Source organism: Terrabacter sp. LjRoot27 (assembly GCF_964254175.1).
Taxonomy (GTDB): domain Bacteria; phylum Actinomycetota; class Actinomycetes; order Actinomycetales; family Dermatophilaceae; genus Terrabacter.
In genome coordinates this window covers 2,751,305-2,773,323 of sequence record NZ_CAXUSS020000001.1, presented here as the reverse complement: position 1 = coordinate 2,773,323, position 22,019 = coordinate 2,751,305, and the positions used below count along the sequence as shown (strand labels likewise).

The 22,019-nt window shown below is 72.4% G+C and carries 17 protein-coding genes; 13 read left to right on the top strand and 4 right to left on the bottom strand.

Annotated elements, in window-relative coordinates; translation table 11 throughout:
* Positions 1-68: 68 nt before the first annotated feature.
* Genes ACSQ2D_RS12945 through ACSQ2D_RS12935 form a run of 3 tightly spaced genes read right to left on the bottom strand, consistent with a single transcriptional unit; the run spans position 69 to position 4,694 of the window.
* Positions 69-2,378, bottom strand: coding sequence for a transglutaminaseTgpA domain-containing protein (locus ACSQ2D_RS12945; protein WP_435986347.1), 2,310 nt, complete (start codon positions 2,376-2,378; stop codon positions 69-71).
* Positions 2,375-3,619 carry a DUF58 domain-containing protein gene (locus tag ACSQ2D_RS12940; RefSeq protein ID WP_435986346.1) on the bottom strand — a complete coding sequence of 415 codons (1,245 nt, stop codon included), beginning with the start codon at positions 3,617-3,619 and terminating at the stop codon, positions 2,375-2,377. Before ACSQ2D_RS12940 ends, ACSQ2D_RS12945 begins: the two co-directional genes overlap by 4 nt.
* Before the next feature lie 16 nt (positions 3,620-3,635).
* Positions 3,636-4,694 (bottom strand): AAA family ATPase, encoded by a 1,059-nt coding sequence (locus ACSQ2D_RS12935; RefSeq protein ID WP_435986345.1) that lies wholly within the window; start codon positions 4,692-4,694, stop codon positions 3,636-3,638.
* 506 nt (positions 4,695-5,200) lie between these two features.
* On the opposite strand from ACSQ2D_RS12935, the gene mraZ reads away from it, so the two are divergent.
* The 3 genes from mraZ (at position 5,201) to ACSQ2D_RS12920 (ending at position 7,679) form a co-directional block, all read left to right on the top strand.
* Positions 5,201-5,632 (top strand): division/cell wall cluster transcriptional repressor MraZ, encoded by a 432-nt coding sequence (gene mraZ, locus ACSQ2D_RS12930; protein WP_435986344.1) that lies wholly within the window; start codon positions 5,201-5,203, stop codon positions 5,630-5,632.
* Between the two features lie 386 nt (positions 5,633-6,018).
* The gene (rsmH, locus tag ACSQ2D_RS12925) at positions 6,019-7,029 is read left to right on the top strand and encodes a 16S rRNA (cytosine(1402)-N(4))-methyltransferase RsmH (protein ID WP_435986343.1); all 1,011 of its coding nucleotides are present in this window, start codon (positions 6,019-6,021) and stop codon (positions 7,027-7,029) included.
* Complete coding sequence (locus tag ACSQ2D_RS12920; protein ID WP_435986342.1) at positions 7,026-7,679, top strand: hypothetical protein; 654 nt, start codon at positions 7,026-7,028, stop codon at positions 7,677-7,679. Before rsmH ends, ACSQ2D_RS12920 begins: the two co-directional genes overlap by 4 nt.
* Positions 7,680-7,877: 198 nt before the next feature.
* Here the strand turns inward: ACSQ2D_RS12920 and ACSQ2D_RS12915 are convergent, their stop codons facing one another.
* Positions 7,878-8,051: a hypothetical protein gene (locus tag ACSQ2D_RS12915; RefSeq protein ID WP_435986341.1), complete on the bottom strand. Its 174-nt coding sequence runs from the start codon at positions 8,049-8,051 to the stop codon at positions 7,878-7,880.
* 169 nt (positions 8,052-8,220) lie between these two features.
* On the opposite strand from ACSQ2D_RS12915, the gene ACSQ2D_RS12910 reads away from it, so the two are divergent.
* The 10 genes from ACSQ2D_RS12910 to ftsZ all read left to right on the top strand — a co-directional run bounded on the left by ACSQ2D_RS12910 (position 8,221) and on the right by ftsZ (position 21,884).
* Entirely contained in the window at positions 8,221-10,011 is a 1,791-nt protein-coding gene (locus tag ACSQ2D_RS12910; RefSeq protein ID WP_435986340.1) for a peptidoglycan D,D-transpeptidase FtsI family protein, read from the top strand.
* An 11-nt stretch (positions 10,012-10,022) separates the two neighbouring features.
* Entirely contained in the window at positions 10,023-11,597 is a 1,575-nt protein-coding gene (locus ACSQ2D_RS12905) for a UDP-N-acetylmuramoyl-L-alanyl-D-glutamate--2,6-diaminopimelate ligase (RefSeq protein ID WP_435986339.1), read from the top strand.
* On the top strand, positions 11,594-13,015 hold the full coding sequence (locus tag ACSQ2D_RS12900; protein ID WP_435986338.1) for a UDP-N-acetylmuramoyl-tripeptide--D-alanyl-D-alanine ligase: 1,422 nt from the start codon (positions 11,594-11,596) through the stop codon (positions 13,013-13,015). Before ACSQ2D_RS12905 ends, ACSQ2D_RS12900 begins: the two co-directional genes overlap by 4 nt.
* A complete protein-coding gene (gene mraY, locus ACSQ2D_RS12895; RefSeq protein ID WP_435986337.1) occupies positions 13,012-14,097 on the top strand; it encodes a phospho-N-acetylmuramoyl-pentapeptide-transferase in 1,086 nt (361 codons plus the stop codon). The genes ACSQ2D_RS12900 and mraY overlap by 4 nt, the downstream gene beginning before the upstream one ends.
* A complete protein-coding gene (gene murD / locus ACSQ2D_RS12890) occupies positions 14,094-15,584 on the top strand; it encodes a UDP-N-acetylmuramoyl-L-alanine--D-glutamate ligase (RefSeq protein ID WP_435986336.1) in 1,491 nt (496 codons plus the stop codon). Before mraY ends, murD begins: the two co-directional genes overlap by 4 nt.
* The gene (gene ftsW, locus ACSQ2D_RS12885) at positions 15,581-16,876 is read left to right on the top strand and encodes a putative lipid II flippase FtsW (RefSeq protein ID WP_435986335.1); all 1,296 of its coding nucleotides are present in this window, start codon (positions 15,581-15,583) and stop codon (positions 16,874-16,876) included. The genes murD and ftsW overlap by 4 nt, the downstream gene beginning before the upstream one ends.
* The gene (gene murG, locus ACSQ2D_RS12880) at positions 16,873-17,985 is read left to right on the top strand and encodes an undecaprenyldiphospho-muramoylpentapeptide beta-N-acetylglucosaminyltransferase (protein WP_435986334.1); all 1,113 of its coding nucleotides are present in this window, start codon (positions 16,873-16,875) and stop codon (positions 17,983-17,985) included. The genes ftsW and murG overlap by 4 nt, the downstream gene beginning before the upstream one ends.
* Positions 17,982-19,457, top strand: a complete 1,476-nt coding sequence (gene murC / locus ACSQ2D_RS12875) for a UDP-N-acetylmuramate--L-alanine ligase (protein ID WP_435986333.1) — start codon at positions 17,982-17,984, stop codon at positions 19,455-19,457. Before murG ends, murC begins: the two co-directional genes overlap by 4 nt.
* On the top strand, positions 19,454-20,230 hold the full coding sequence (locus ACSQ2D_RS12870; protein WP_435986332.1) for a cell division protein FtsQ/DivIB: 777 nt from the start codon (positions 19,454-19,456) through the stop codon (positions 20,228-20,230). The genes murC and ACSQ2D_RS12870 overlap by 4 nt, the downstream gene beginning before the upstream one ends.
* A gap of 358 nt (positions 20,231-20,588) precedes the next feature.
* The gene (ftsZ, locus tag ACSQ2D_RS12865) at positions 20,589-21,884 is read left to right on the top strand and encodes a cell division protein FtsZ (protein ID WP_435986331.1); all 1,296 of its coding nucleotides are present in this window, start codon (positions 20,589-20,591) and stop codon (positions 21,882-21,884) included.
* The last annotated feature ends 135 nt before the right edge of the window (positions 21,885-22,019 follow it).

The following is a 22,019-nucleotide window of genomic DNA, read 5'->3' as shown; positions in this document are numbered from 1 at the left end:
AAGGAGCCCACGACACGTCGTCGTGGGCTCCTTCGCGTCCGTGCTCTGCAGGCTGCCGTGTGCCGGGGTCAGCGGCGCCGGGGGAGCAGGCGGTCCGGGAGCGAGCGCCAGAACGACACGCCCGCCTCGGGCCAGAAGAAGGACCGTGCCCGGGTCTGCCAGGCCCGGGTGCGGCCGACCTGACGCCGGATCGACCGGATGTCGTCGTGCAGCCGGAAGGCCTCCTGCGGGGTCGTGCGCTCGGGCAGGTCGTAGCGGGACTTCTCGAGGGTGGCCGTGACCCGTCGCATGGCGGTGGCGTTCTCCTCGTCGAGGTGCCCGTCGGCGACGTAGCGCTCGCGCAGCTGGCGCAGGGTGACGCCCTCGGGCGCACTGAGCCCGAGGTCACCGAAGTGCGAGGTGAGGTCGTCCCACTCCGCCTCGATGAGGTCCTGCTGGGTCACGGCTGCGCGTCGGCGGCGCAGCCGCAGCAGCCACGCCGTGATGGGCATCGCGAAGGCGGCCAGCAGCCCGACGAGCACCGCCAGGGCGAGCACGACGTTGCGCAGCGTGAACGCCTGCCCGACCGAGTCGAGGAACGACGTCTCGGGCTGCACGGGTGCGTTCGTGGCCGTCGTGGTCGAGCGCGTGGCGGTGGACCCGCCGCTCGCGGTGTTCGTCTCGCTGACCTCGCGGCCACCACCGGTCGCCCCGCCGTCCGCGCCGAGGACGGCATACGGCGGCGGTGAGCCCGCGCGGGCACCCGGGGTCGGCTCGAAGCGCAGCCAGCCGTAGCCCTGGAAGTAGAGCTCGGGCCACGCGTGGGCGTCGCTGGCGCGGACGATGTAGCGCTCGCCCGAGAGCTGTCCCGGCAGGAAGCCGATCGCCATGCGGGCCGGGATGCCCTGGGCCCGAGCGAGCATGATCATCGCCGTCGCGAACTGCACGCAGTAGCCGCGCCGGGTCTGGTAGAAGTTCTGGATCGGCTCGAGCAGGCGCCCCTGGCTGTCGCGCAGCTGCTCGCCGAGGTCGAGCGAGTACGTGTAGCGGCTGGTGTCGCGCAGGTGGTTCTGGATCGCGATGGCCCTGTCGAGGGGGTTGTCCTCGCCGCGGGTGACCTCGTCGGACCACTGCTGGATGAGGTCACGTGAGCGGTCGGGGATGGTGAGGTCGTCGTCGGTGATGTCGGGAGAGTCCGGCGCTCCCGACTCCCGCAGCTGCGGCGGTGACGGGGCGAGGTCGGCGTAGGTCACGCGGTAGCTGCTCACGGCACGGTCGACGCGGACGTCGCGCGTGACGGGGTCGATGCTCCACGGCGTGCCCTCCATCGCGACGGCGACGACGGGGTAGGGCGCGGCGACACGGGGAGCGGCGAGCGTGTTGTCCGTGACGGTGATCTCGTAGTCACGCCGCTTGTCCGGAGGCGGGAGGGGCGCCGGGCTGTCGGGACGGTCGCCGGTGGCGCCGGCGACGCTCCACTGCCCGCGGGAGTAGTACGACGTCGCGAGCACCCGCAGGGGAGACCGCGTGAAGGCGGTCGTCGTGTAGGTGAGGACGGGCGACTGGTCCTGGTTGTTGAGGCTGCGCGAGAGGTCCAGCGTGTCGTTGAACCCCACGGACCCCTCGCCGCCGCCGCCGCCCGAGCGGCCGAGCCCCTCGGTGAGGTAGCGCGGAGGGAAGTGCGGGATGACGGCCGGCACGACGAGCGCGACGACGACACCGACGGCCCCGAGCTTGAGCGCCCCTGCCGTGAACGAGCGCAGGGCGTCACGGTCGTGCGCGGCCTCGTCGATCTCGCTGTGGTCGGCCGCGCTGGCGGTGCCCCAGCGGCCGAACTGGGCTCGGGCGGTCGTGTGCAGCATGACGAGCCACAGCACGACGGGCACGACGAAGTAGCGCAGCGCGAGGGCCGCGTCGCCGTTGGCCGCCGTGATGAGGTATGCCGTCAGCAGTGGCAGTCCCGCGGCCGCGGGGCTGCGCCACGTGGCCGCCATCGCGTCGACGGCGATGGCGACGAGGGCGACGGCGACGACGAGGCAGAACGTGATGCCGTCGTTGAGTGGCGCGGGCGCCGAGTAGCGGTTGATCGTCTCGAGCGCCTGCAGCCCGAGAGTGTTGGCGGCCTCGAGCGTCGCCGGGGTCGGCACGAGCAGGGTGAACGTCTCGCCGGTGTAGCGGGCGAGGATGACGTAGGCCGTGACGAGCACCTGGAGGAGCACGACGAGGCCGCGCGAGCGGGTGAGTCCGCGGCCGACGAGGCCGAGTCCGGCGACGAGGGCGATGACGAAAGCCGCCTGCGGCAGCCACGTCGTCTCGACGAAGAGGCTCGTGATCGGGTAGACCGCAGCCAGGGTCGCGAGCGCGGCGAGGACGGTGATCCTCCAGCGACGGCGGGTCATCGGCTGCCTCCCACGGTGGCGGCCGTCAGCACGGCCCAGACGTGCGCGACGTCCTCGTCGCGCTGGACGGACACGGCTCGCCACCCGGCGAGGCGCAGCGTGTCGACGTGCGGCTCGGCCTCGTCGGCATCGGTCGTGCCGAAGCTTCGGGCATCGAGGACGAGCGCGAGGCCCGTCGTGCCCGGCTGGCGCAGGCTCGCCACGCGGGAGGTGATGTCGCGTCCCGACGGCCCGACGATGGCGACGAGGAAGCCTCCGGCCGCGGCGAGCGCCTGTCCGGCGCGCAGGATCTCGTCCTCGCCGGTGTCGTCGCGCGGTGTCGCCACGGCGAGCACGTCGAGGATCTCCTCGGGCGTCATCGTCTCGGCCGCGCGAGACGTCTCGACCGTCTCGGCGCAGACGAGGTGGACGGCGTACCCCGAGTCGCACAGGTGCACGGCGATGGAGGCGGCCGCGGTGATCGCCCACTCGAACGAGCTGCTCACGCCCGTCCCCCCGTGTGCCGAGGGCCGCGGGTCGATGAGGACGACGGCGCGACGCTGCGCCGGACGGTCCTCCTGGCGCACCATGAGATCGCCGGTGCGCGCGGTCGCGGGCCAGTGGATGCGGCGCAGGTCGTCGCCGTCGCGGTACTCGCGGATCGTGACGTCGTCCTCTCCGTGCAGGGCGATGAGGTGGGCCTGCTCGCCCTCGGAGCCGACGCCCGCGCTCGGCCGCCGGTTCGACGACAGCGGGTGCACCGCCGGCAGCACGACGAGGTCGGCCGTGCCCTCGAGCACGGCGTTGCGGTTGGCGAGACCGAACGGGTCCTGCACCTGGACGCCGAGCGGCCCGAGGTGGTGGCGTCCGCGCAGGTGGGAGCGGACGGCGTAGTCGATGGCGCGGACGCGGCCGGGGGGGATCCGGCCCACGACGAAGCGCGGCCGGTCGCCGAGGACGTAGTCGAGCCGCTCCTCGGCGAGGAAGATCGGCGTGGTGTTCGTCGAGACGTTCTCGAACGAGAGCGTGACGTGTGCGTCCTGCCCGACGCTGATGCGCTCGGGGTGGGTGTGCCGCTCGATGCGCATGCGCGTCTTGCGGGTGCGCACGAGCACGGCGGAGATGAGGGGGAGCGCGACGAGGAGCACCCCGAACCGGGTGAGGTCGCGGAAGCCGAAGATGACCCCGGCGAGGACGAGGACGGCACCCGAGCCCATGAAGGCCCGGCCCCTCGTCGTCAGGACGCTGCGCAGCGAGCGCATGGGCGCGCGCCCCCGCTCAGCGGGCTGCGGGCGGCACCGGCACCTGGCGCAGCAGGTCGGTGACCACCTCGGCGGTGGTGCGGCGGGCGAGCTGGGTCTCGCTGGACGGCATGAGCCGGTGGGCGAGGACCGGTCCGGCCAGCACCTGAACGTCGTCGGGGATCACGTGGTCACGCCCCTCGAGCGCGGCGAAGGCCCGGGACGCGCGCAGCAGGTGCAGGGCGGCACGCGGCGACGCGCCGAGCCGCAGCGCGGTCGTCGACCGGGATCGGGTCACGAGGTCGACGATGTACTGGCGGATCGCGGGGCTCGCGTGGACCTGGCTGACGGCGTGCACGACGCGGTTGATCGTCTCGGCGTCGGTCACCGGTGTCAGGGCGTCGAGCGGTGAGCTCGAGCCGTGCGTCTCGAGCAGGTCGAGCTCGGCGCTGGGTGCGGGGTAGCCCATCGAGATGCGGGCCATGAAGCGGTCGCGCTGGGCCTCGGGGAGGGGGTAGGTGCCCTCCATCTCGATGGGGTTCTGGGTGGCCATGACGATGAACGGGGCCTGCAGGGTGTACGTCGTCCCGTCGACCGTGACCTGGCGCTCCTCCATCGACTCGAGCAGGGCCGACTGCGTCTTCGGGGAGGCGCGGTTGATCTCGTCGCCGACGACGACGTTGGCGAAGATGGCGCCGGGTCGGAACTCGAAGCGCCGGGCGTCCTGGTTGAAGATGCTGACGCCCGTGACGTCGCTCGGCAGCAGGTCGGGCGTGAACTGGATGCGGCGCACCGTGGCGTCGATCGAGCGCGCCAGGGTCTTGGCGAGCATCGTCTTGCCGACGCCGGGGACGTCCTCGATGAGCAGGTGACCGCCGGCGAAGAGGACGGTCACGGTCGTGCGGACGACGTCCGGCTTGCCCTCGATGACGCTCGTCATGGCGCCCATGAGGCGCTCTGCCACGTCATGGATGAGGCCGAGGTCGGCCGCGCCCGTGGTGGGGCTCGCGGTCGAGCCCGTCCCCGAGCCCGGTGATGCCGTGGTCCCGAGCCCCGTGTCCGTCGTCGTCACACTGTCCTCCGTCGTCGTCCCCATGTCGTGGCGCAGCACTGCTCGTGGCGGGCTGCGCGACCCGTCAGGTGATCTTCTCCCATGGACCCTCGACACCGGTAGGGCTGCCCCGGTCGTGACCGGATGGAGACCTTGCCCGAGGGCTCGTGGTGGACGCTCCCGGGAGCGCTCCCGGGACCACCTCCACTTTCCTCCACCTCCAACGTCCGGGGTGGCCGTTCGGTTCGGTTCCGTGCGGTTCCGAGCGGTTCGACGTGACGCCGTGGCCGCCGCTGAGCACGAGCCGAGGCTCGTGGCCGTATGCCGTCCGCCCTGGTCGGGCGTCACCGTGACCGTCGCACGGGCCGCCGTCGCGCGGCGGCGCCCCAACCCCTCCACTTCGCTCCACCCCTGCTGACCTGCGAAAACACGGGACTCGCCGCTCCAAGAAAGGGCAAGGTTCGTTGACGGTGGAGCAAAGTGGAGTATCGTGGGGCTCCAAGGTAAGGAATGGGGACGCCTTCGGGTCGACAAAGGGGAGGTGGCGGACCATGTTTCTCGGGACGCACACGCCCCGGCTCGACGAGAAGGGCCGGCTCTTCCTGCCCGCGAAGTACCGCGAGCGGATGGCCGGCGGGCTCGTCGTCACGCGCGGCCAGGAACGCAGCCTGTTCATCTACCCGATGGACGAGTTCGTCAAGGTCGCCGAGCAGATGCGCCAGGCCCCCACGACGAGCAAGGTCGCCCGCGACTACATGCGCGTCTTCCTCTCCGGTGCGTCCGACGAGATCCCCGACAAGCAGGGCCGGTTCACCATCCCGGCCAACCTGCGCCAGTACGCCGGCCTCGACCGCGAGGTCACGGTCATCGGCGCGGGCGCCCGCCTCGAGGTCTGGGACAGCGCGGTGTGGAACGCCTACCTCGAGCAGACCGAGCAGAGCTTCGCCGACACGGCGGAGGAGGTGATCCCCGGGCTCTTCTGAGTCCGGACGACCACCGCCACCGACACCGCCACGAGACCCGCCGGCGAGACCTGCCACCCGGACCACCCGACACCACCGACCAGCACCTGAGCGCCGGCCTCCAGCCGCTCCACTCCCGGGACGACTTCCCCCGTCCCGGGCGAGGCAGCGGATGGGGACCAGCCCCCAGGTCGACGGGCACCAGCAGACCGGCACCACACGACCACACCCCCCGGCACCCGATCAGCTCCCTCCACCTGATCGCTGCCACTGCGGCCGACCGGCCACCACCACCACCAGCCAAGGCGGATGCCTATCCGCCGCCAGGTCACACGAGTCACACCAGCCCCGTGCACCACAGGCGCACCACAACGGGCCCAGCAGCACGAGCGTGAGAGGGACGCACCATGAGCGATCGAGGACAGGCGCAGGAGCGTCACGTCCCCGTCATGCGCGACCGGATCCTCGAGCTGCTCACGCCCGCCCTGGAGCGTCCGGGCGCCGTGCACGTCGACGGCACGCTCGGCATGGGCGGCCACGCGGAGGGCGTGCTCGAGCGCTTCCCGGAGTGCGTCGTCGTCGGGATCGACCGCGACCGTGAGGCGCTCGCCCTCGCGGGGGAGCGGCTCGCCCGGTTCGGTGACCGCTTCCGTCCGGTCCACGCCGTGTACGACGACATCAAGGACGTCGTCGCCGACCTCGACGTGCCGGCCGTCGACGGCATCCTCTTCGACCTCGGCGTCAGCTCGCTCCAGCTCGACGAGGCCGACCGTGGCTTCGCCTACCGGGTCGACGCGCCGCTAGACATGCGGATGGACCAGTCCACGGGCATGACCGCCGCCGACGTGCTCAACACCTACTCCGTCGAGGACCTCACCCGCATCCTGCGCGACTACGGCGAGGAGCGCTACGCGCGCAAGATCGCCCGGGCCGTCGTGCAGGACCGCGCCGTCGAGCCGTACACCTCGTCCGGTCGTCTCGTCGACATGCTGCGACGCGTCATCCCGGCGGCCTCCCAGCGCCAGAGCGGCCACCCGGCCAAGCGCACCTTCCAGGCATTGCGGATCGAGGTCAACGACGAGCTCGAGGTCTGGCGCCGCGCCATCGACGAGGCGATCGACGTCCTCGCCGTCGGCGGCCGGATCGCGGTCCTGTCCTACCACTCGCTCGAGGACCGCGCGACGAAGCGGGCCTTCGCCGCGGGCGCCACCTCGAGCACCCCCGCAGGGCTGCCGGTGGAGCTCGCCGAGCACGCGGCATACCTCTCGCTCGTCACCCGCGGCGCCGAGGCGCCCGGGGACGACGAGGTCACCACGAACCCACGGGCCGCCTCGGCCCGACTTCGCGTCGCAGAGCGCGTGCGCGACACCTCCACGCACACCTCAGCCAGCAGGACCAGGAAGGGACCCACCCGATGAGCCAGATGACCGCCACGGCCCGGCCGCTCCGCGCGCCGCGACGCGGCCCAGCCCCCACGCCCCTCCGGGTCATCCCGAGCAGCATCACGCGCACCGGCAACGGCGCCTTCGCCACGATCTGCATCGGCCTGCTCACCGCCGGGCTCATCGCCCTGCTCCTGCTCAACACGGCCCTCGCGCAGGGATCGCTCGCGCTCGGCGACCTCCAGCGCGAGTCGGCGCGCCTCAGCGACACAGCCGGCAACCTCCAGGAGGACATCGACCGTGCCTCGGCCACGGGCGCCCTCGCCCGCAGCGCCGCCGAGATCGGCATGGTGCGGATGAACACCCGCGGCTACATCGACCTCTCCACGGGCACGGTGTCGGGTGAGCCCGAGCCCGCGACGAAGAACAACGCCTTCCCGATCGTCACGAGCCCGACGCCTCCCGCGGTGACGGCCAAGGTCAAGAAGGTCCTTTCCTCGGCGACGAAGGCCAGCAAGGCGGCCTCCGCCAAGCCGGCCCAGGCCGCCACGCCGACGACGCCGGGTGCCGAGCCGGAGACCCCCGCAGCGCCCACACTGGGCACGACGCCCGGAGCGTCCGGCCGGGCCACGGGCGGGAACGCGGCGGGCCAGGCAGGGCAGGCCCAGCAGACGACGGTGAGGTGATCCCGTGACGCAGAACCGAGCGACCGATCCACGACGGACCGGTCGCGGTCCTGCGCCCGCAGCGGACAACCGTCGCGCCTCCTCCGCGACGGGTACGACCCGCGTGGGCCAGGCGCGCACGAGCCAAGGTCGAGCCACCCCGACTCGGTCCGGTCAGCCGGCCGCCGTCCGGCAGGGCGCTCCCGCGCGCTCCACGGGTCAGAAGCCCAGCCCGAAGCCCGGCCAGAAGCCCAGCCCGAAGTCCGGCCAGAAGTCGGGCGCGGCCGCCGGCGCACGCGCGAGCTCGTCGGCGCGCGCGACCCCGGCGGGTCGGGGCGCCGCGCCGGCCCGCAGCCGCAGCGGCACGTCGGGCGGCAGCGCACGAGCCACCACGCGTACGAACGCTCCCCGGACCCAGGCGGCGCCGAGCCGCGGTCGCGGGCCGGCCCAGCAGCGGGCCGCTGCGGCACGCGGACCACGAGGTCCACGAGGTCCGCGGGGTCCGCGCGGGCCCCGTCGTCCGCTCAAGATCTCGCGCGCCAACCCGCGTCGTCGGGCGCGCGTGATCTTCGTCGCCATCCTCTTCGTCTTCACGATCTTCGCCGGGCAGCTGCTGCGCATCCAGGCCTTCGACGCCTCGGCCACCCAGGAGGCCGCGCTCTTCAAGCGGTCGGTCAAGACGACGACGCCGGCCATGCGCGGCCAGATCCTCGACACGAACGGGCAGGTCCTCGCCGACTCGGTCGAGCGGTTCACCATCGCCGCCGACCCGAAGATCATCCCGGGCTACACCGTCAAGATCGACGGGGTGCGGCAGGAGGTCGGGGTCACCCGGGCCGCCGCCGACCTCGCGCCCCTGCTCGACATGACGCCGTCGGCGCTGACGAAGCTCTTCACGCGCTCCAACACGCGCTACGTCGTGGTGAAGAAGGAGGTCAACCCCGCGATCTACCGTGAGATCCGGGCGCTGGGCATCCCCGGCATCACCGGTGAGCGCACGGCCCAGCGGATCTACCCGACATCCATGGCCCTGGGCCAGCTCGTCGGCTTCGTGCGCCCCTCGGACCAGAGCGGTGCCGGCGGCGTCGAGCAGATGCTCGACAAGGCGCTCAAGGGCACCCCCGGCGTCAGCGTCGCCGAGCGGGCCCGCGACGGCTACATCATCCCCGGCTCGCAGCGCGTCGACACACCCGTCGCCAACGGGCGCGACGTCAAGCTGACGATCGACGCCGACCTCCAGTGGTACGCCCAGAACGCCCTCGCCAAGCAGGTGACCGGCGTGGGGGCCGAGTCCGGCACTGCAGTCGTCATCGAGGTGGCCACGGGCAAGGTGCGGGCCGCCGCGAGCTACCCGACGTTCGACCCCAACGACCTCGGCGACGCCACGAAGGCCTCGCTCGGCAACTACGCCTTCAACGACGCGTTCGAGCCCGGCTCGACCGGCAAGCTCATGACGATGGCGGCCGCCCTCGAGCAGGGCGTCATCACCCCCGACACCGGCGTCATCGTGCCCTCGCGCCTGCCTCGGGCCGGCACGTCGTTCAAGGACAACGAGCCGCACGGCGTCGAGAACATGACGGCCACCGGCGTGCTCGCCAAGTCGTCCAACATGGGCACCATGCTCATCGGCGAGCGGGTCTCACCGGCCATCATGGAGGCGTACTACCGCAAGTTCGGCATCGGCTCCAAGACTCCCGTCGGCTTCCCCGGGGAGTCGGCGGGCCTGCTCGCCGGCGCCAAGGACTGGGTCTCGACGCGCCGCTACACGATCCTCTTCGGCCAGGGCTACGCCGTGACGGCGATCCAGCAGGCCGGCGTCTTCCAGACCATCGCCAACAAGGGTGTCCGCGTGCCGCCGTCGCTCGTCGAGGGCACCGTCAACGAGAGCGGCACCCTCATCCCGTCGACGCCGACGACGCCGAGCCGGGTCGTGACCGAGGACACCGCGGTGAAGCTGTCGCGGATGATGGAGGAGGTCACGGGCGAGAACGGCACCGCGAGCGCGGCCCGCATCAAGGGCTACCGCGTCGCCGGCAAGACCGGCACGGCCGACCGCTACGACGAGAAGCTGGGGCGCTACAACGGCTTCACCGCCTCGTTCATCGGTTTCGCCCCGGCCGAGGCGCCGAAGTACGTCGTCGCCGTCTTCATCCAGAAGCCCAGCGCCGGCATGTTCGGAGGCGCGCTCGCCGGACCCGTCTTCAACCAGGTGATGTCCTACCTGCTCGAGCGCACCGGCGCACCGCCCAGCCCGAAGTCGACCCTCGACTACCACGTCTGGGCCGACAAGCCCCTGTCGTCCGACGACCCCGAGGTCATCAGCAATGCGCGGGCGAAGCGGGATGGCCTGTAAGTTGGGATGACGTGTCACCTTCCCCCCTTCGACCCGCCACGTCGGGTGTGCACCTCCGCGACCTGACGACCCGGATCCGGGCCGAGGTGGCCTCCGGAGCCGGCGTCGACGCCGTCGTGACAGGGGTCACGCTCGACAGCCGAGCCGTGCTCCCGGGCGACCTGTATGCGGCCCTGCCGGGCTTCAACGTGCACGGCGCGCGCTTCGTCGCCGACGCCGTGGCCGCCGGAGCCGTCGCCGTCCTCACCGACACGGCCGGCCTCGCCGAGCTGGCCGACCTCACGGTGCCCGTCATCGTGACGCAGGACCCTCGGGGCGTCCTCGGCGACGTCGCGGCGCAGGTCTACGGTCGGCCTTCGGAGTCGCTGACGATGCTCGGTGTCACGGGCACCAACGGCAAGACGACGACGGCCTACCTCGTCGAGTCGGCGCTGCGGGCGCACGGCCAGCGCACGGGGCTCATCGGCACCGTCGAGACGCGTATCGGTGACGAGCGCGTCGAGTCGGTGCGCACGACGCCCGAGGCGACCGACCTGCACGCCCTCCTGGGACTCATGGCCGAGCGGGGCATCGACGCCTGCATCATGGAGGTGTCGAGCCACGCCCTCGAGCTGCACCGGGTCGACGGCGTCGTCTACGACGTCGCACTCTTCACCAACCTCTCGCAGGACCACCTCGACTTCCACGCCTCGATGGACGACTACTTCGCGGCCAAGGCCTCCCTCTTCACGCCGCTGCGCTCCCGCGCCGCGGTCGTGTGCGTCGACGACGCCTGGGGCCGACGGCTCGCGACCGAGACCACCGTCCCGGTGACGACCCTCGCGACGACCACCGAGGGCGGGCGCGACGCCGACTGGGTCGCCGAGGAGGGCGACGGTGGCGCGTTCACCCTGCGGGAGCGGTCGTCGGGCCGTGCTCTGCGCCTCGTCTCGCACCTGCCCGGCCACTTCAACGTCGCCAACACCGCCCTCGCCGCGCTCGCGCTCCTGCGGATCGGCCTCGCGCCGACCGAGGTCGAGGCCGCCATGTCCGTGGCACCGGACGTCCCGGGCCGCATGGAGGTCGTGGCGGCCGGCGGCCCCGAGGGTCCGCGCTGCGTCGTCGACTTCGCCCACACTCCCGACGCCGTCGACGCGGCCCTCGCCGCGCTGCGTGCCTCGACCGAGGGACGGCTCATCGCCGTGCTCGGCGCGGGGGGCGACCGTGACCGTGGCAAGCGACCGGCGATGGGCGCTGCCGCAGCCCGCCGCGCCGACGTCGTCGTCGTCACGGACGACAACCCGCGCTCCGAGGACCCCGCCGAGATCCGTTCGGCCGTCATCGCCGGGGCTCGCGAGGAGGTCGGTGCCGGGTCGGCGCGGGCGTCCGAGATCATCGACGGCGGCGCGCGTTCCAGCGCGATCGCCGAGGCCATCGCGCTCGCGGTGGTCGACACGGGGGAGGACCGCCCTGTCGACACCGTCGTGGTGCTCGGCAAGGGACACGAGAAGGGTCAGGAGATCCACGGAGTGAAGCACCCGTTCGACGACCGCGACGCCGTGCGCGCCGCCCTCGCAGCCGTGACCTCGTCGGGGGTGACGTCGTGATCGCCTTGTCCCTCAGCGAGGTCCGCGATCTCACCGGCGGTTCCGTCCACGGCACCGACACGCCTGAGGCGGTCGTCGTCGACGGCCCGGTGAGCACCGACTCCCGCGAGTGCGGCCCGGGCAGCCTCTACGTCGCACGGCTCGGCGAGACCGCGGACGGGCACGACTTCGTCGCGGCCGCCGTCTCGGCCGGAGCCGTCGCCGCCCTCACCTCGCGTCCGGTCGAGGGCGTGCCGTGCGTCGTCGTCGACGACGTCCAGGCGGCCTTCGGCCGGCTCGCCCGCGGCGTCGTCGACCGCGCGCCGGAGCTGCGGGTCGTGGGCGTCACCGGCTCGTCGGGCAAGACCAGCGTCAAGGACCTCCTCGCCTCCGTCCTGTCGTCGGTGGCCGAGACGGTCGCACCGGTCAACTCCCTCAACGGCGAGATCGGCGTGCCGCTCACGGTGTGCCGCGTCACCCCGACCACCCGCTTCCTCGTCGCCGAGATGGGCGCCCGGGGCATCGGACACATCGACTACCTCACCCGCATCGCACCGCCCCAGGTCGCGATCGTGCTCAACGTCGGCACCGCGCACATCGGCGAGTTCGGGTCGCGCGAGAACATCGCCCGCGCCAAGGCCGAGCTGCCGAGGGCCGTCCCCGCCGAGGGGCTGTCGATCCTCAACGCGGACGACCCCGTCGTCGCCGCCATGGCCACCGGTCTCGCGTCGCGGGTCCAGCTCGTCGGGCTCTCGCCCGAGGCGGACGTCCGGGCAGAGGACGTCAGCCTCGACGAGCGCGGGAGGGCGGCATACACCCTCGTGTGCCCGCAGGGCTCGGCTCGGGTCTCCTTGCGCCAGAGCGGTGCCCACCACGTCGGCAACTCTCTCGCCGTCGCCGCCGCTGCGCTGGAGCTCGGGCTGTCGCTCGACCAGGTCGTGGCCGGGCTCGGCGCCGCCGAGGCCGTGAGCCGCTGGCGGATGGAGATCACCGACCGGCCCGACGGCGTGGTCGTCGTCAACGACGCCTACAACGCCAACCCCGACTCCATGCGGGCCGCGCTCGACGCCGTCGCCGCGATGCACGCGACGGGGGAGCGGTGGGCCGTCCTCGGCGGCATGCTCGAGCTCGGTCCCGACAGCGACGCCGAGCACGCGGCCGTCGGCTCGTATGCGGTGTCGCGCGGTTTCGACCACGTCGTGGCCGTCGGCGAGGGCGCCCGCCCGCTCGCCGATGCCGTCCCGGGCTCGGAGTGGGTGCCCGACACCGACGCAGCGCACGACCTGCTCGCCGCCCGCGTGCGGGCCGGCGACGTCGTCCTGCTCAAGTCGAGCCGCGACAGCGGACTGCGCTGGCTCGGCGACCGCCTCGCCTCCGAGGGTGGCGCGCGCACCACCACACCCGTCCCCACGACCTCCGGAGAGGCGGTCTCGCGGTGAAGGGCGTCCTTCTCGCAGCATCGATCTCGCTGCTCATCTCGTTGTTCGGCACCCCGCTGTTCATCAAGTTCCTCGTCAAGCGCGGCTACGGCCAGTTCATCCGCGACGACGGCCCGACGTCGCACCACACGAAGCGCGGCACGCCGACCATGGGTGGTGCCGTCATCCTCGCGGCGACGCTCGGTGCCTACTTCCTGGCACACCTGCTGACGTTCAACCCGCCGACGGCCAGCGGCCTGCTCGTGCTCTTCCTCATGGCCGGGCTCGGCTTCGTCGGCTTCCTCGACGACTTCATCAAGATCACGAAGCAACGCAGCCTCGGCCTCCGGTCGAAGCAGAAGCTGCTGGGGCAGGCCCTCGTCGGCGTCACCTTCGCCGGGCTCGCGCTGCAGTTCCCCAACGAGCAGTACCGCACGCCTGCGTCCCTGCTCGTGTCGTTCGTCCGCGACACGAACATCAGCCTCGCGCTGGGTGGCAGCACCGTCGTCGGGGTCATCCTCTTCGTCATCTTCGCGAACGTCATGATCGCGGGCGCGTCCAACGGCGTGAACCTCACCGACGGCCTCGACGGCCTCGCGACGGGCGTCTCGACGATGGTCTTCGGCGCCTACGTCCTCATCAGCATCTGGACCTTCAACCAGAACTGCCAGACCAACCCGGGCATCAAGTGCTACGAGGTGCGCGACTCGCACGACCTCGCGCTCGTCGCCGCCGCGGGCATGGGCGCCTGCTTCGGGTTCCTCTGGTGGAACGCGACGCCTGCCAAGATCTTCATGGGCGACACGGGCTCCCTCGCCCTCGGTGGCGCGCTCGCCGGTCTCGCCATCACGACCCACACCGAGCTGCTCCTCATCATCCTCGGCGGCATGTTCGTCCTCGAGACGCTGTCGGTGGTCGCCCAGGTGGCGTCGTTCAAGACCACCGGTAAACGGGTGCTGAGGATGGCGCCGCTGCACCACCACTTCGAGATGGTCGGGTGGAACGAGGTGACGGTCGTGGTCCGCTTCTGGATCATCGCCGGGCTCTTCGTCGCCTTCGGCCTCGGCGTCTTCTACGCCGAGTGGGTGGTGGGGTCCCAGTGAGCTTCGACCCGCTCTACGAGCCCCGCGAGGGGCTGACCCACCGCGACGCCGACTGGTCGGGCATCAACGTCCTCGTCGTCGGTCTCGGGGTCTCCGGCTTCGCCGCGGCCGACGCCCTCGCCGACCGCGGCGCCCGCGTGACGGCGGTCTCCCGCGACGAGACCGAGGCGATCCGCGAGCGCGCGACGATCCTCGAGATCCTCGACGTCGACGTCCGCCTCGGCCCCGAGCACGTCGTCGAGCCGCCGGCAGGCACCGAGCTCGTCGTCACCTCGCCCGGGGTGCCCCCGCACGATCCGCTCATGCTCGCGGCGGCCACGGCCGGCATACCCGTGTGGGGGGAGGTCGAGCTCGCCTGGCGCATGCGCGCCCAGGAGGGCGCCGCCCCGTGGCTCACGGTCACCGGCACCAACGGCAAGACGACGACCGTCAACATGCTCGCCTCGATCCTCCGCGCGGCCGGCCTGCGCGCCACGTCCGCGGGCAACGTCGGCACCCCCCTGCTCGAGGCCGTGCTCCACCCCGAGCCCTACGACGTGCTGGCCGTCGAGCTCTCGAGCTTCCAGCTGCACTGGCAGCGGTCGGTCTCGGCCGTCGCGTCCGCCGTGCTCAACGTCGCGCCCGACCACATCGACTGGCACGGCAGCTACGCCGAGTACCTCCGGGCCAAGGGCAAGATCTACGAGAACACCCACCTCGCGTGCATCTACAACGTGGCCGACATCCAGACCGAGCAGCTCGTCATGGAGGCCAACGTCGTCGAGGGGTGCCGCGCCATCGGCTTCACGACGGGCATCCCGGCCCCGTCGATGGTCGGCGTCGTCGAGGACGTGCTCGCCGACCGCGCGTTCGTCGAGCAGCGCCAGCGCTCGGCGGCCGAGCTGTGCACGATCGCCGACCTGCGGGGTGACGCTCCCTCGGTGGCACCGCACTACGTCGCGAACGCCCTGGCGGCCGCCGCGCTGGCCCGGGCCTACGGCGTCGGACCCATCGCCGTGCGCGACGGTCTGCGGGCCTTCCGTCCCGACCGGCACCGCATCGCCGAGCTCGCGACCGTCAAGGGCGTCCGCTTCGTCAACGACTCCAAGGCCACCAACCCGCACGCCGCCGCCGCGGCGATCCGCTCGTTCGACTCCGTCGTGTGGGTGGCGGGCGGCCTGCTCAAGGGAGCCGACGTCGACAGCCTCGTCGAGGAGATGGCGTCCCGGCTTCGGGGCGTCGTGCTCATCGGTGCCGACCGTGATCAGATCGCCCAGGCCCTTTCCCGACACGCGCCGGATGTCCCGGTGGTCGACGTGTCCGACACCGACACTGGGGTCATGGACCGTGTCGTCAGGGAGGCTGCCCGCCTCGCCCAGCCGGGCGACGTCGTGCTGCTCGCGCCGGCCGCGGCGTCGATGGACATGTTCACCAACTACGGAGCCCGCGGCGACGCCTTCGAGGAGGCGGTCCGGCGGCACCTCGAGGCACACGGGGGGCTGGAGTGAGCGCGACCACCGCTGACGAGAAGTCGGGCGCCCCGGGCGCCAAGGGCGCCGCTGTGGACACGGGCCACCGGTCGCTGCCCGTCATCGGCAAGCTCGAGTCGCCGCTGACGACGTACTACCTCATCCTCGGAGCCACGTCGACGCTCGTCGTCTTCGGGCTGATCATGGTCTTCTCGGCCTCGAGCGTCGAGCAGCTGCTCGCCGACGAGGCCTCCTACACCGTCTTCCTGCGCCAGCTGCTCTTCGCCGTCATCGGCGCCGCCGCGGCCGGAGCGGCGAGCCGGGTCGCGGTGGCCTCGTGGAAGCGCCTCGCCTTCCCGACGATGATCGTGTCGGTGCTGCTGCTCGCGGCCGTCATCCCGTTCGGCAAGACCGTCAACGGCAACCGCAACTGGCTCGCGATCGGGCCGATCCAGTTCCAGCCGGCCGAGTTCGCCAAGGTCGGTCTCGTGCTCGTCGGTGCCGTGATCTTCGCCAACAAGTCGTCGCGCATGGCGAGCATGCTCCACGTCGTGCTGCCCTACCTCGTGCCCATCGCCACGATCGTCATCGGGCTCATCCTCGCCGGGCACGACCTCGGCACGGCGATGGTCGTGCTCGTCATCGTCGCCGCGGTCCTGCTCGTGGCGGGCGCGCCGAAGCGCGTCTTCGCCATCGCGGGTGGCTTCGCCGCCCTCGGGGTCGTGGTCATGGTGACCGGCAGCAACAACCGCACGAGCCGCATCGCGAACTGGCTCAGCCCCTCGTGCAACGCCGACCCCGACGGCTGGTGCGGCCAGTCCGTCCACGGTCTCTACGCCCTCGCCGACGGCGGGTGGTGGGGCGTCGGCCTGGGCGCGTCCAAGGAGAAGTGGGAGTGGCTCTCCGAGGCCCACAACGACTTCATCTTCGCGATCATCGGCGAGGAGCTGGGGCTGCCGGGCACGCTCATGGTGCTGCTCCTCTTCGGCATCCTCGCGTGGGCCTGCTTCCGGCTCGTGAGCCGCACCCAGGACCGGTTCGTGCGCATCGCCGGCTTCGGCATCATGGCGTGGCTCCTCGGCCAGGCCATCATCAACATCGGGGCCGTCATCGGGCTCTTCCCCGTCATCGGGGTCCCGCTCCCGCTCGTCTCGGCCGGCGGGTCCTCCCTCGTGACGACCTTGCTCGCCCTCGGCATCCTGCTGTCCTTCGCGCGCAACGAGCCGGGCTGCAAGGCGCTGCTCGACGCGCGCCCGAGTCTCGTCCGTCGGTCGCTCGCGGTGCTCCCGTCCCGCGTGCGGTCCGTCCCGCAACGTCGCAGAAGCCGGTGATCCCCCTGTCCTCGCCCACCTCCGTCCTGCTCGCCGGGGGAGGCAGTGCCGGCCACGTGTCGCCGCTGCTGGCCCTCGCGGACGCGCTCCGTCGGCGCCACCCCGATCTGCGGGTCACGGCGCTCGGCACGCAGGAGGGGCTCGAGGCGCGCCTCGTCCCCGCGCGCGGCTACGACCTGAGGGTCGTGCCCAAGGTGCCGCTGCCGCGTCGCCCGAGCGTCGACCTGCTCCGCCTCCCCGGCCGGCTCAAGGCGGCTGTCGACGCCGCCGGTGCCGCCATCGACGAGACGGGCGCCGAGGTCGTCGTCGGCTTCGGCGGCTACGTCAGCACCCCGGCCTACCTCGCCGCGCGGCGCCGTCACGTCCCCATCGTCGTCCACGAGCAGAACGCCCGTGCGGGTCTGGCCAACCGTCTCGGCGCCCGCTGGGCGAGCGCCGTGGCGACGACCTTCTCGGTCACCTCGCTGCCGCACGCGCAGCGCATCGGCATGCCGCTGCGCCGAGAGGTCGCGACGCTCGACCGCGCTGCCGTCCGTGCCGAGGCCCTCGTGCACTTCGGGCTCCAGCCACAGTGGCCCACCGTCCTCGTCACCGGAGGATCCCTCGGCGCGCAGCGCCTCAACGACGCCTTCCGGGCTCGCGTGACCGAGCTGAGCAGCGCGGGAGTGCAGGTGCTGCACGTGACGGGCCTGGGCAAGGAGTTCGTCCCCGAGCCCACCTCTGGTGGTGCCCCCTACGTCGTGGTGCCGTACGCCGACCGGATGGAGCTGGCGTATGCCGCCGCCGACCTCGTCGTCGCACGCTCCGGTGCCAACACGGTGTGCGAGCTGACGGCCGTCGGCCTGCCGGCCGTCTACGTCCCGCTACCCGTCGGCAACGGCGAGCAGCGCGTCAACGCCGCCGACGTCGTCGCCGCCGGTGGCGGCCTGCTCGTCGACGACGCCGACCTCACCCCGGCGTGGGTCGACGCGGTGCTGGTCGGGCTCGCGACCGACCGCCAGAGGGTGTCCCGGATGGCGGCGGCCGCCCGGACGCTGGGCGAACCCGCCGCCGACGAGAAGCTCGCCGACCTGGTCGACCAGGCCGCAGAAGGCAGGAACCGCACGTGACCCAGACCCCGCGCACCCCCACCGTCGACGACCCGTTCGCGGCGGCGCGCTTCGACTTCCGGGCTCCCGTGCCCGGTGCCGACGAGCTCGGTCGTGTGCACTTCCTCGCCATCGGCGGGGCCGGCATGTCGGGGGTCGCCCGCATCATGCTCGCGCGCGGCATCCGCGTCACGGGCAGCGACGCCAAGGACGTGCCCGTCCTCAAGGCTCTCGAGAGCGAGGGCGCCGGCGTCTGGGTGGGCTTCCACGAGGGGCACCAGGAGCGCGCGGACGCCATCGTCATGAGCTCCTCGATCCGCGACGACAACGTCGAGCTCGTCGCCGCCCGGGAGCGGGGCGTGCCCGTGCTGCACCGCGCCCAGGGGCTCGCTGCGCTCATGCAGGGTCGCCGACCGGTCGCCGTGGCCGGCGCCAACGGCAAGACGACGACGACCTCGATGCTGACGGTGGCGCTGCAGGGCTGCGGACTCGACCCGTCGTTCGCCGTCGGCGGTGAGCTGGCCAAGCACGGCACCAACGCCCACGACGGCTCCGACGACATCTTCGTCGTCGAGGCCGACGAGAGCGACGGCTCGTTCGTCGTCTACCGTCCCGAGGTCGCGATCGTCACGAACGTGCAGCCGGATCACCTCGACTTCTACTCGAACTTCAATGTTGTCCAGGCGGCCTACGACGCGTTCGTCGGCACGATCCGTCCCGGAGGCCTGCTCGTCACGTGCGCCGACGACGCCGGGGCGGTGGCGCTCGCGGAGCGTGCCCGCGCGGCGGGGACGCGTGTCGTCACGTACGGCTTCGACCCGTCGTCCGACGTCGTCCTGGCCGACCACCAGCAGGACGGCGTCACGTCCTCCGTCACCCTCCTCGACGAGGGCACCGAGCGACGCATGACCCTCGGCGTGCCGGGGCGCCACAACGCCCTCAACGCGGCGGCCGCGTACGCCGCCGCCGTCCACGGCCTCGGTCAGGCACCGGAGCAGGTCCTGTCCGGGCTGGCGTCCTTCACGGGCACGCGTCGCCGTTTCGAGCCGAAGGGCGAGGCCGGAGGAGTCGTCGTCGTCGACGACTACGCCCACAACGCGGGCAAGGTCGCGGCGGTCGTCGAGACCGCCAAGGCCCTCGTCGGTGACAGCGGCCGGCTCGTCGTCGTGTTCCAGCCGCACCTCTACAGCCGCACGCGCGACTTCGCCGCCGAGCTCGGCGCCGGCCTGTCGCCGGCGGACGTCGTGGTGCTCATGGACGTCTACGCCGCACGCGAGGATCCCGTGCCCGGGGTCTCCGGCCGCCTCGTCGCCGATGCGGTGACCGCCGCCCGCCCCGAGGTCGAGGTCCACTACGTGCCCTCGTGGTCGGAGGTCGCCGGTCGGGTCGCCGCCCTCGCCCGTCCCGGGGACCTCGTGCTCACCGTGGGCGCGGGCGACGTCACCATGATCGGCCCGGAGGTGCTGCGGATCCTCGGGGGAGGGACGCCATGATGCTCGAGCACGGCACCGCCCGTCGTCGCGTCGCGGGCACCGGCCTCGCCTCGTCGCGCACGCGCTTCGAGCGACGCGCGGCGGCCGCCCGTCGACGGCCCCGCCTCGTCGCCGGGGTGCTCGCGGGCGTGGTGCTGCTCGCCGGCCTGCTCGTGTGGGTGGGCTGGTTCAGCAACGCGCTCACGGCGTCGCGGGTCGAGGTCCACGGTGTGAGCGCGGCCGCCTCGGCACAGGTGCGCGCCGTCGCCCGGGTGCCGCTCGGCGGGCCCCTCATGCGCGTCGACACCGACGCCGTCACCCAGCGGCTGCTCGCCGGCAAGGCATGGAGCGCGGTCACGGTGGGCCGAGGGCTGCCCGACACCGTCGTCATCACCGTGACCCCCCGGGTCGCCGTGCTCGCGGTCCGCAACCCTCAGGGTGAGGTCGATGTCGTGGACCGCGACGGGGTCGCCTTCCGCACCGTCGACCGCGCCCCCGCCGGCGTGCCGCTCGTCAGCTCCGGGGCGTCGCAGGTCACGAAGGCCGGGGTCGAGGCGGCTCTGGCGGCGCTGGGGTCGCTCGACCCCACCCTGCGCGCCGAGGTCTCCGGAGTGTCGGTGTCGACGGCGGACCAGGTCTCCTTCACGGTCAAGGCCAAGGGCGAGAAGCGCAAGACGGTCGTCTGGGGTGGCGCCGATGACGGCAAGCGCAAGGCCGACCTCGTGAAGATCCTTCTGCCAGAACCGGGTTCGACGATCGACGTCAGCGTCCCGTCGTCGCCGGTGACCCGCTGACGCCCACGCGGTGCCGGCCGTCCGACATGGGGACCCGGCCACGGGGCCGCAGTCCGGCCGCGGGAGGGTGATCCCGGCGGTCGGGACCCGAGTGTCCGGTGGTGCTGGTGTGGCCCTTGGGGCGCGGCCCTCGGAATTGGGGCAATCCCCGCGACGACACGCCGCGCCGTGGGTTGATCGACCCTGTGCCTCGTCATACCGTCAGGGCACTGGTTCGTGACCAAACTGTAACCTTTATGTCTACGTTTAAGGTTTGAGGGCTACAGGCTCGGAACGAGCCGCACCACCCACACCACGCACCGCCCGTCCCCCAGACCACCCGCAGCACCGGCACCACCAGTCAGGAAGGCCCACTCTCGTGGCAGCAGCACCGCAGAACTACTTGGCCGTCATCAAGGTCGTCGGCATCGGCGGCGGCGGCGTCAATGCCATCAATCGCATGATCGAGGTCGGCCTCAAGGGTGTCGAGTTCATCGCCATCAACACCGATGCCCAGGCGCTGCTCATGAGCGACGCCGACGTCAAGCTCGACGTCGGCCGCGAGCTGACGCGCGGACTCGGCGCCGGCGCCGACCCCGAGGTCGGCAAGAAGGCCGCCGAGGACCATGCCGAGGAGATCGAGGAGGTCCTCAAGGGGGCCGACATGGTCTTCGTCACCGCCGGTGAGGGCGGCGGCACGGGCACCGGCGGCGCTCCCGTCGTGGCCCGCATCGCCCGCGAGCTCGGTGCCCTGACGATCGGTGTCGTGACGCGCCCGTTCACCTTCGAGGGTCGCCGTCGCGCCAACCAGGCCGAGTCGGGCATCGGCAGCCTCCGCGAGGAGGTCGACACCCTGATCGTCATCCCCAACGACCGGCTGCTGTCGATCAGCGACCGCAACGTCTCGATGATGGACGCCTTCCGCTCGGCCGACCAGGTCCTGCTCTCCGGTGTCCAGGGCATCACCGACCTCATCACGACCCCCGGACTCATCAACCTCGACTTCGCCGACGTCAAGTCGGTCATGCAGGGTGCCGGCTCGGCCCTCATGGGCATCGGGTCCGCGCGCGGTGAGGACCGGGCCGTCCAGGCCGCCGAGCTGGCCATCAGCAGCCCGCTGCTCGAGGCGTCCATCGACGGTGCCCACGGCGTGCTGCTCTCGGTCCAGGGCGGCTCCGACCTCGGCCTCTTCGAGATCAACGAGGCCGCGCGCCTCGTCCAGGAGGCCGCGCACCCGGAGGCCAACATCATCTTCGGTGCGGTCATCGACGACGCGCTCGGCGACGAGGTCCGGGTCACGGTCATCGCTGCGGGCTTCGACAGCGGCGGCCCCAGCCAGCGGCACGACGACCGCGCCCTCGGGCAGGTCATGGGCCGGTCGCAGCCGGCCCAGCAGCGTCCGGCCACGCCGGCCCCGCAGCAGTCGGCGCCGCAGCACTCCAACGGCGTGCCACAGGCCGCTCCGCAGCAGGCAGCGCCCCAGCAGGCCCAGCCGGCCCCGGTGCACCACCAGCAGCAGCCCGCCCAGCAGCTGCCGACCCAGCAGCCTGCGACCCCGGCGCAGCAGCCCCAGCACCACGCTCCGGCCCCCGCGGCCCAGCCGGCGCAGCAGCCGCCACGCCAGGTGACGTTCGACGAGGGCGACGACCTCGACGTGCCCGACTTCCTCAAGTAGGAGCGAGGGCGGCCCGAGGCCGAGATCCGCTTCGACGGGCGGGAGACGCGTTCAGCGTCTCCCGCCCGTCGGCGTCCCGGCGCCGGACCGCCACGGGGCGGTCCGTCGCAGGGCCCGGCGGGTCCGCGGGATAGG

Bases quoted from the DNA above. Each gene is read 5' to 3' on its own strand.
- ACSQ2D_RS12945 (WP_435986347.1), bottom strand. From the start codon at position 2,378: ATGACCCGCCGTCGCTGGAGGATCACCGTCCTCGCCGCGCTCGCGACC.
- ACSQ2D_RS12940 (WP_435986346.1), bottom strand. From the start codon at position 3,619: ATGCGCTCGCTGCGCAGCGTCCTGACGACGAGGGGCCGGGCCTTCATG.
- ACSQ2D_RS12935 (WP_435986345.1), bottom strand. From the start codon at position 4,694: ATGGGGACGACGACGGAGGACAGTGTGACGACGACGGACACGGGGCTC.
- mraZ (WP_435986344.1), top strand. From the start codon at position 5,201: ATGTTTCTCGGGACGCACACGCCCCGGCTCGACGAGAAGGGCCGGCTC.
- rsmH (WP_435986343.1), top strand. From the start codon at position 6,019: ATGAGCGATCGAGGACAGGCGCAGGAGCGTCACGTCCCCGTCATGCGC.
- ACSQ2D_RS12920 (WP_435986342.1), top strand. From the start codon at position 7,026: ATGAGCCAGATGACCGCCACGGCCCGGCCGCTCCGCGCGCCGCGACGC.
- ACSQ2D_RS12870 (WP_435986332.1), top strand. From the start codon at position 19,454: ATGATGCTCGAGCACGGCACCGCCCGTCGTCGCGTCGCGGGCACCGGC.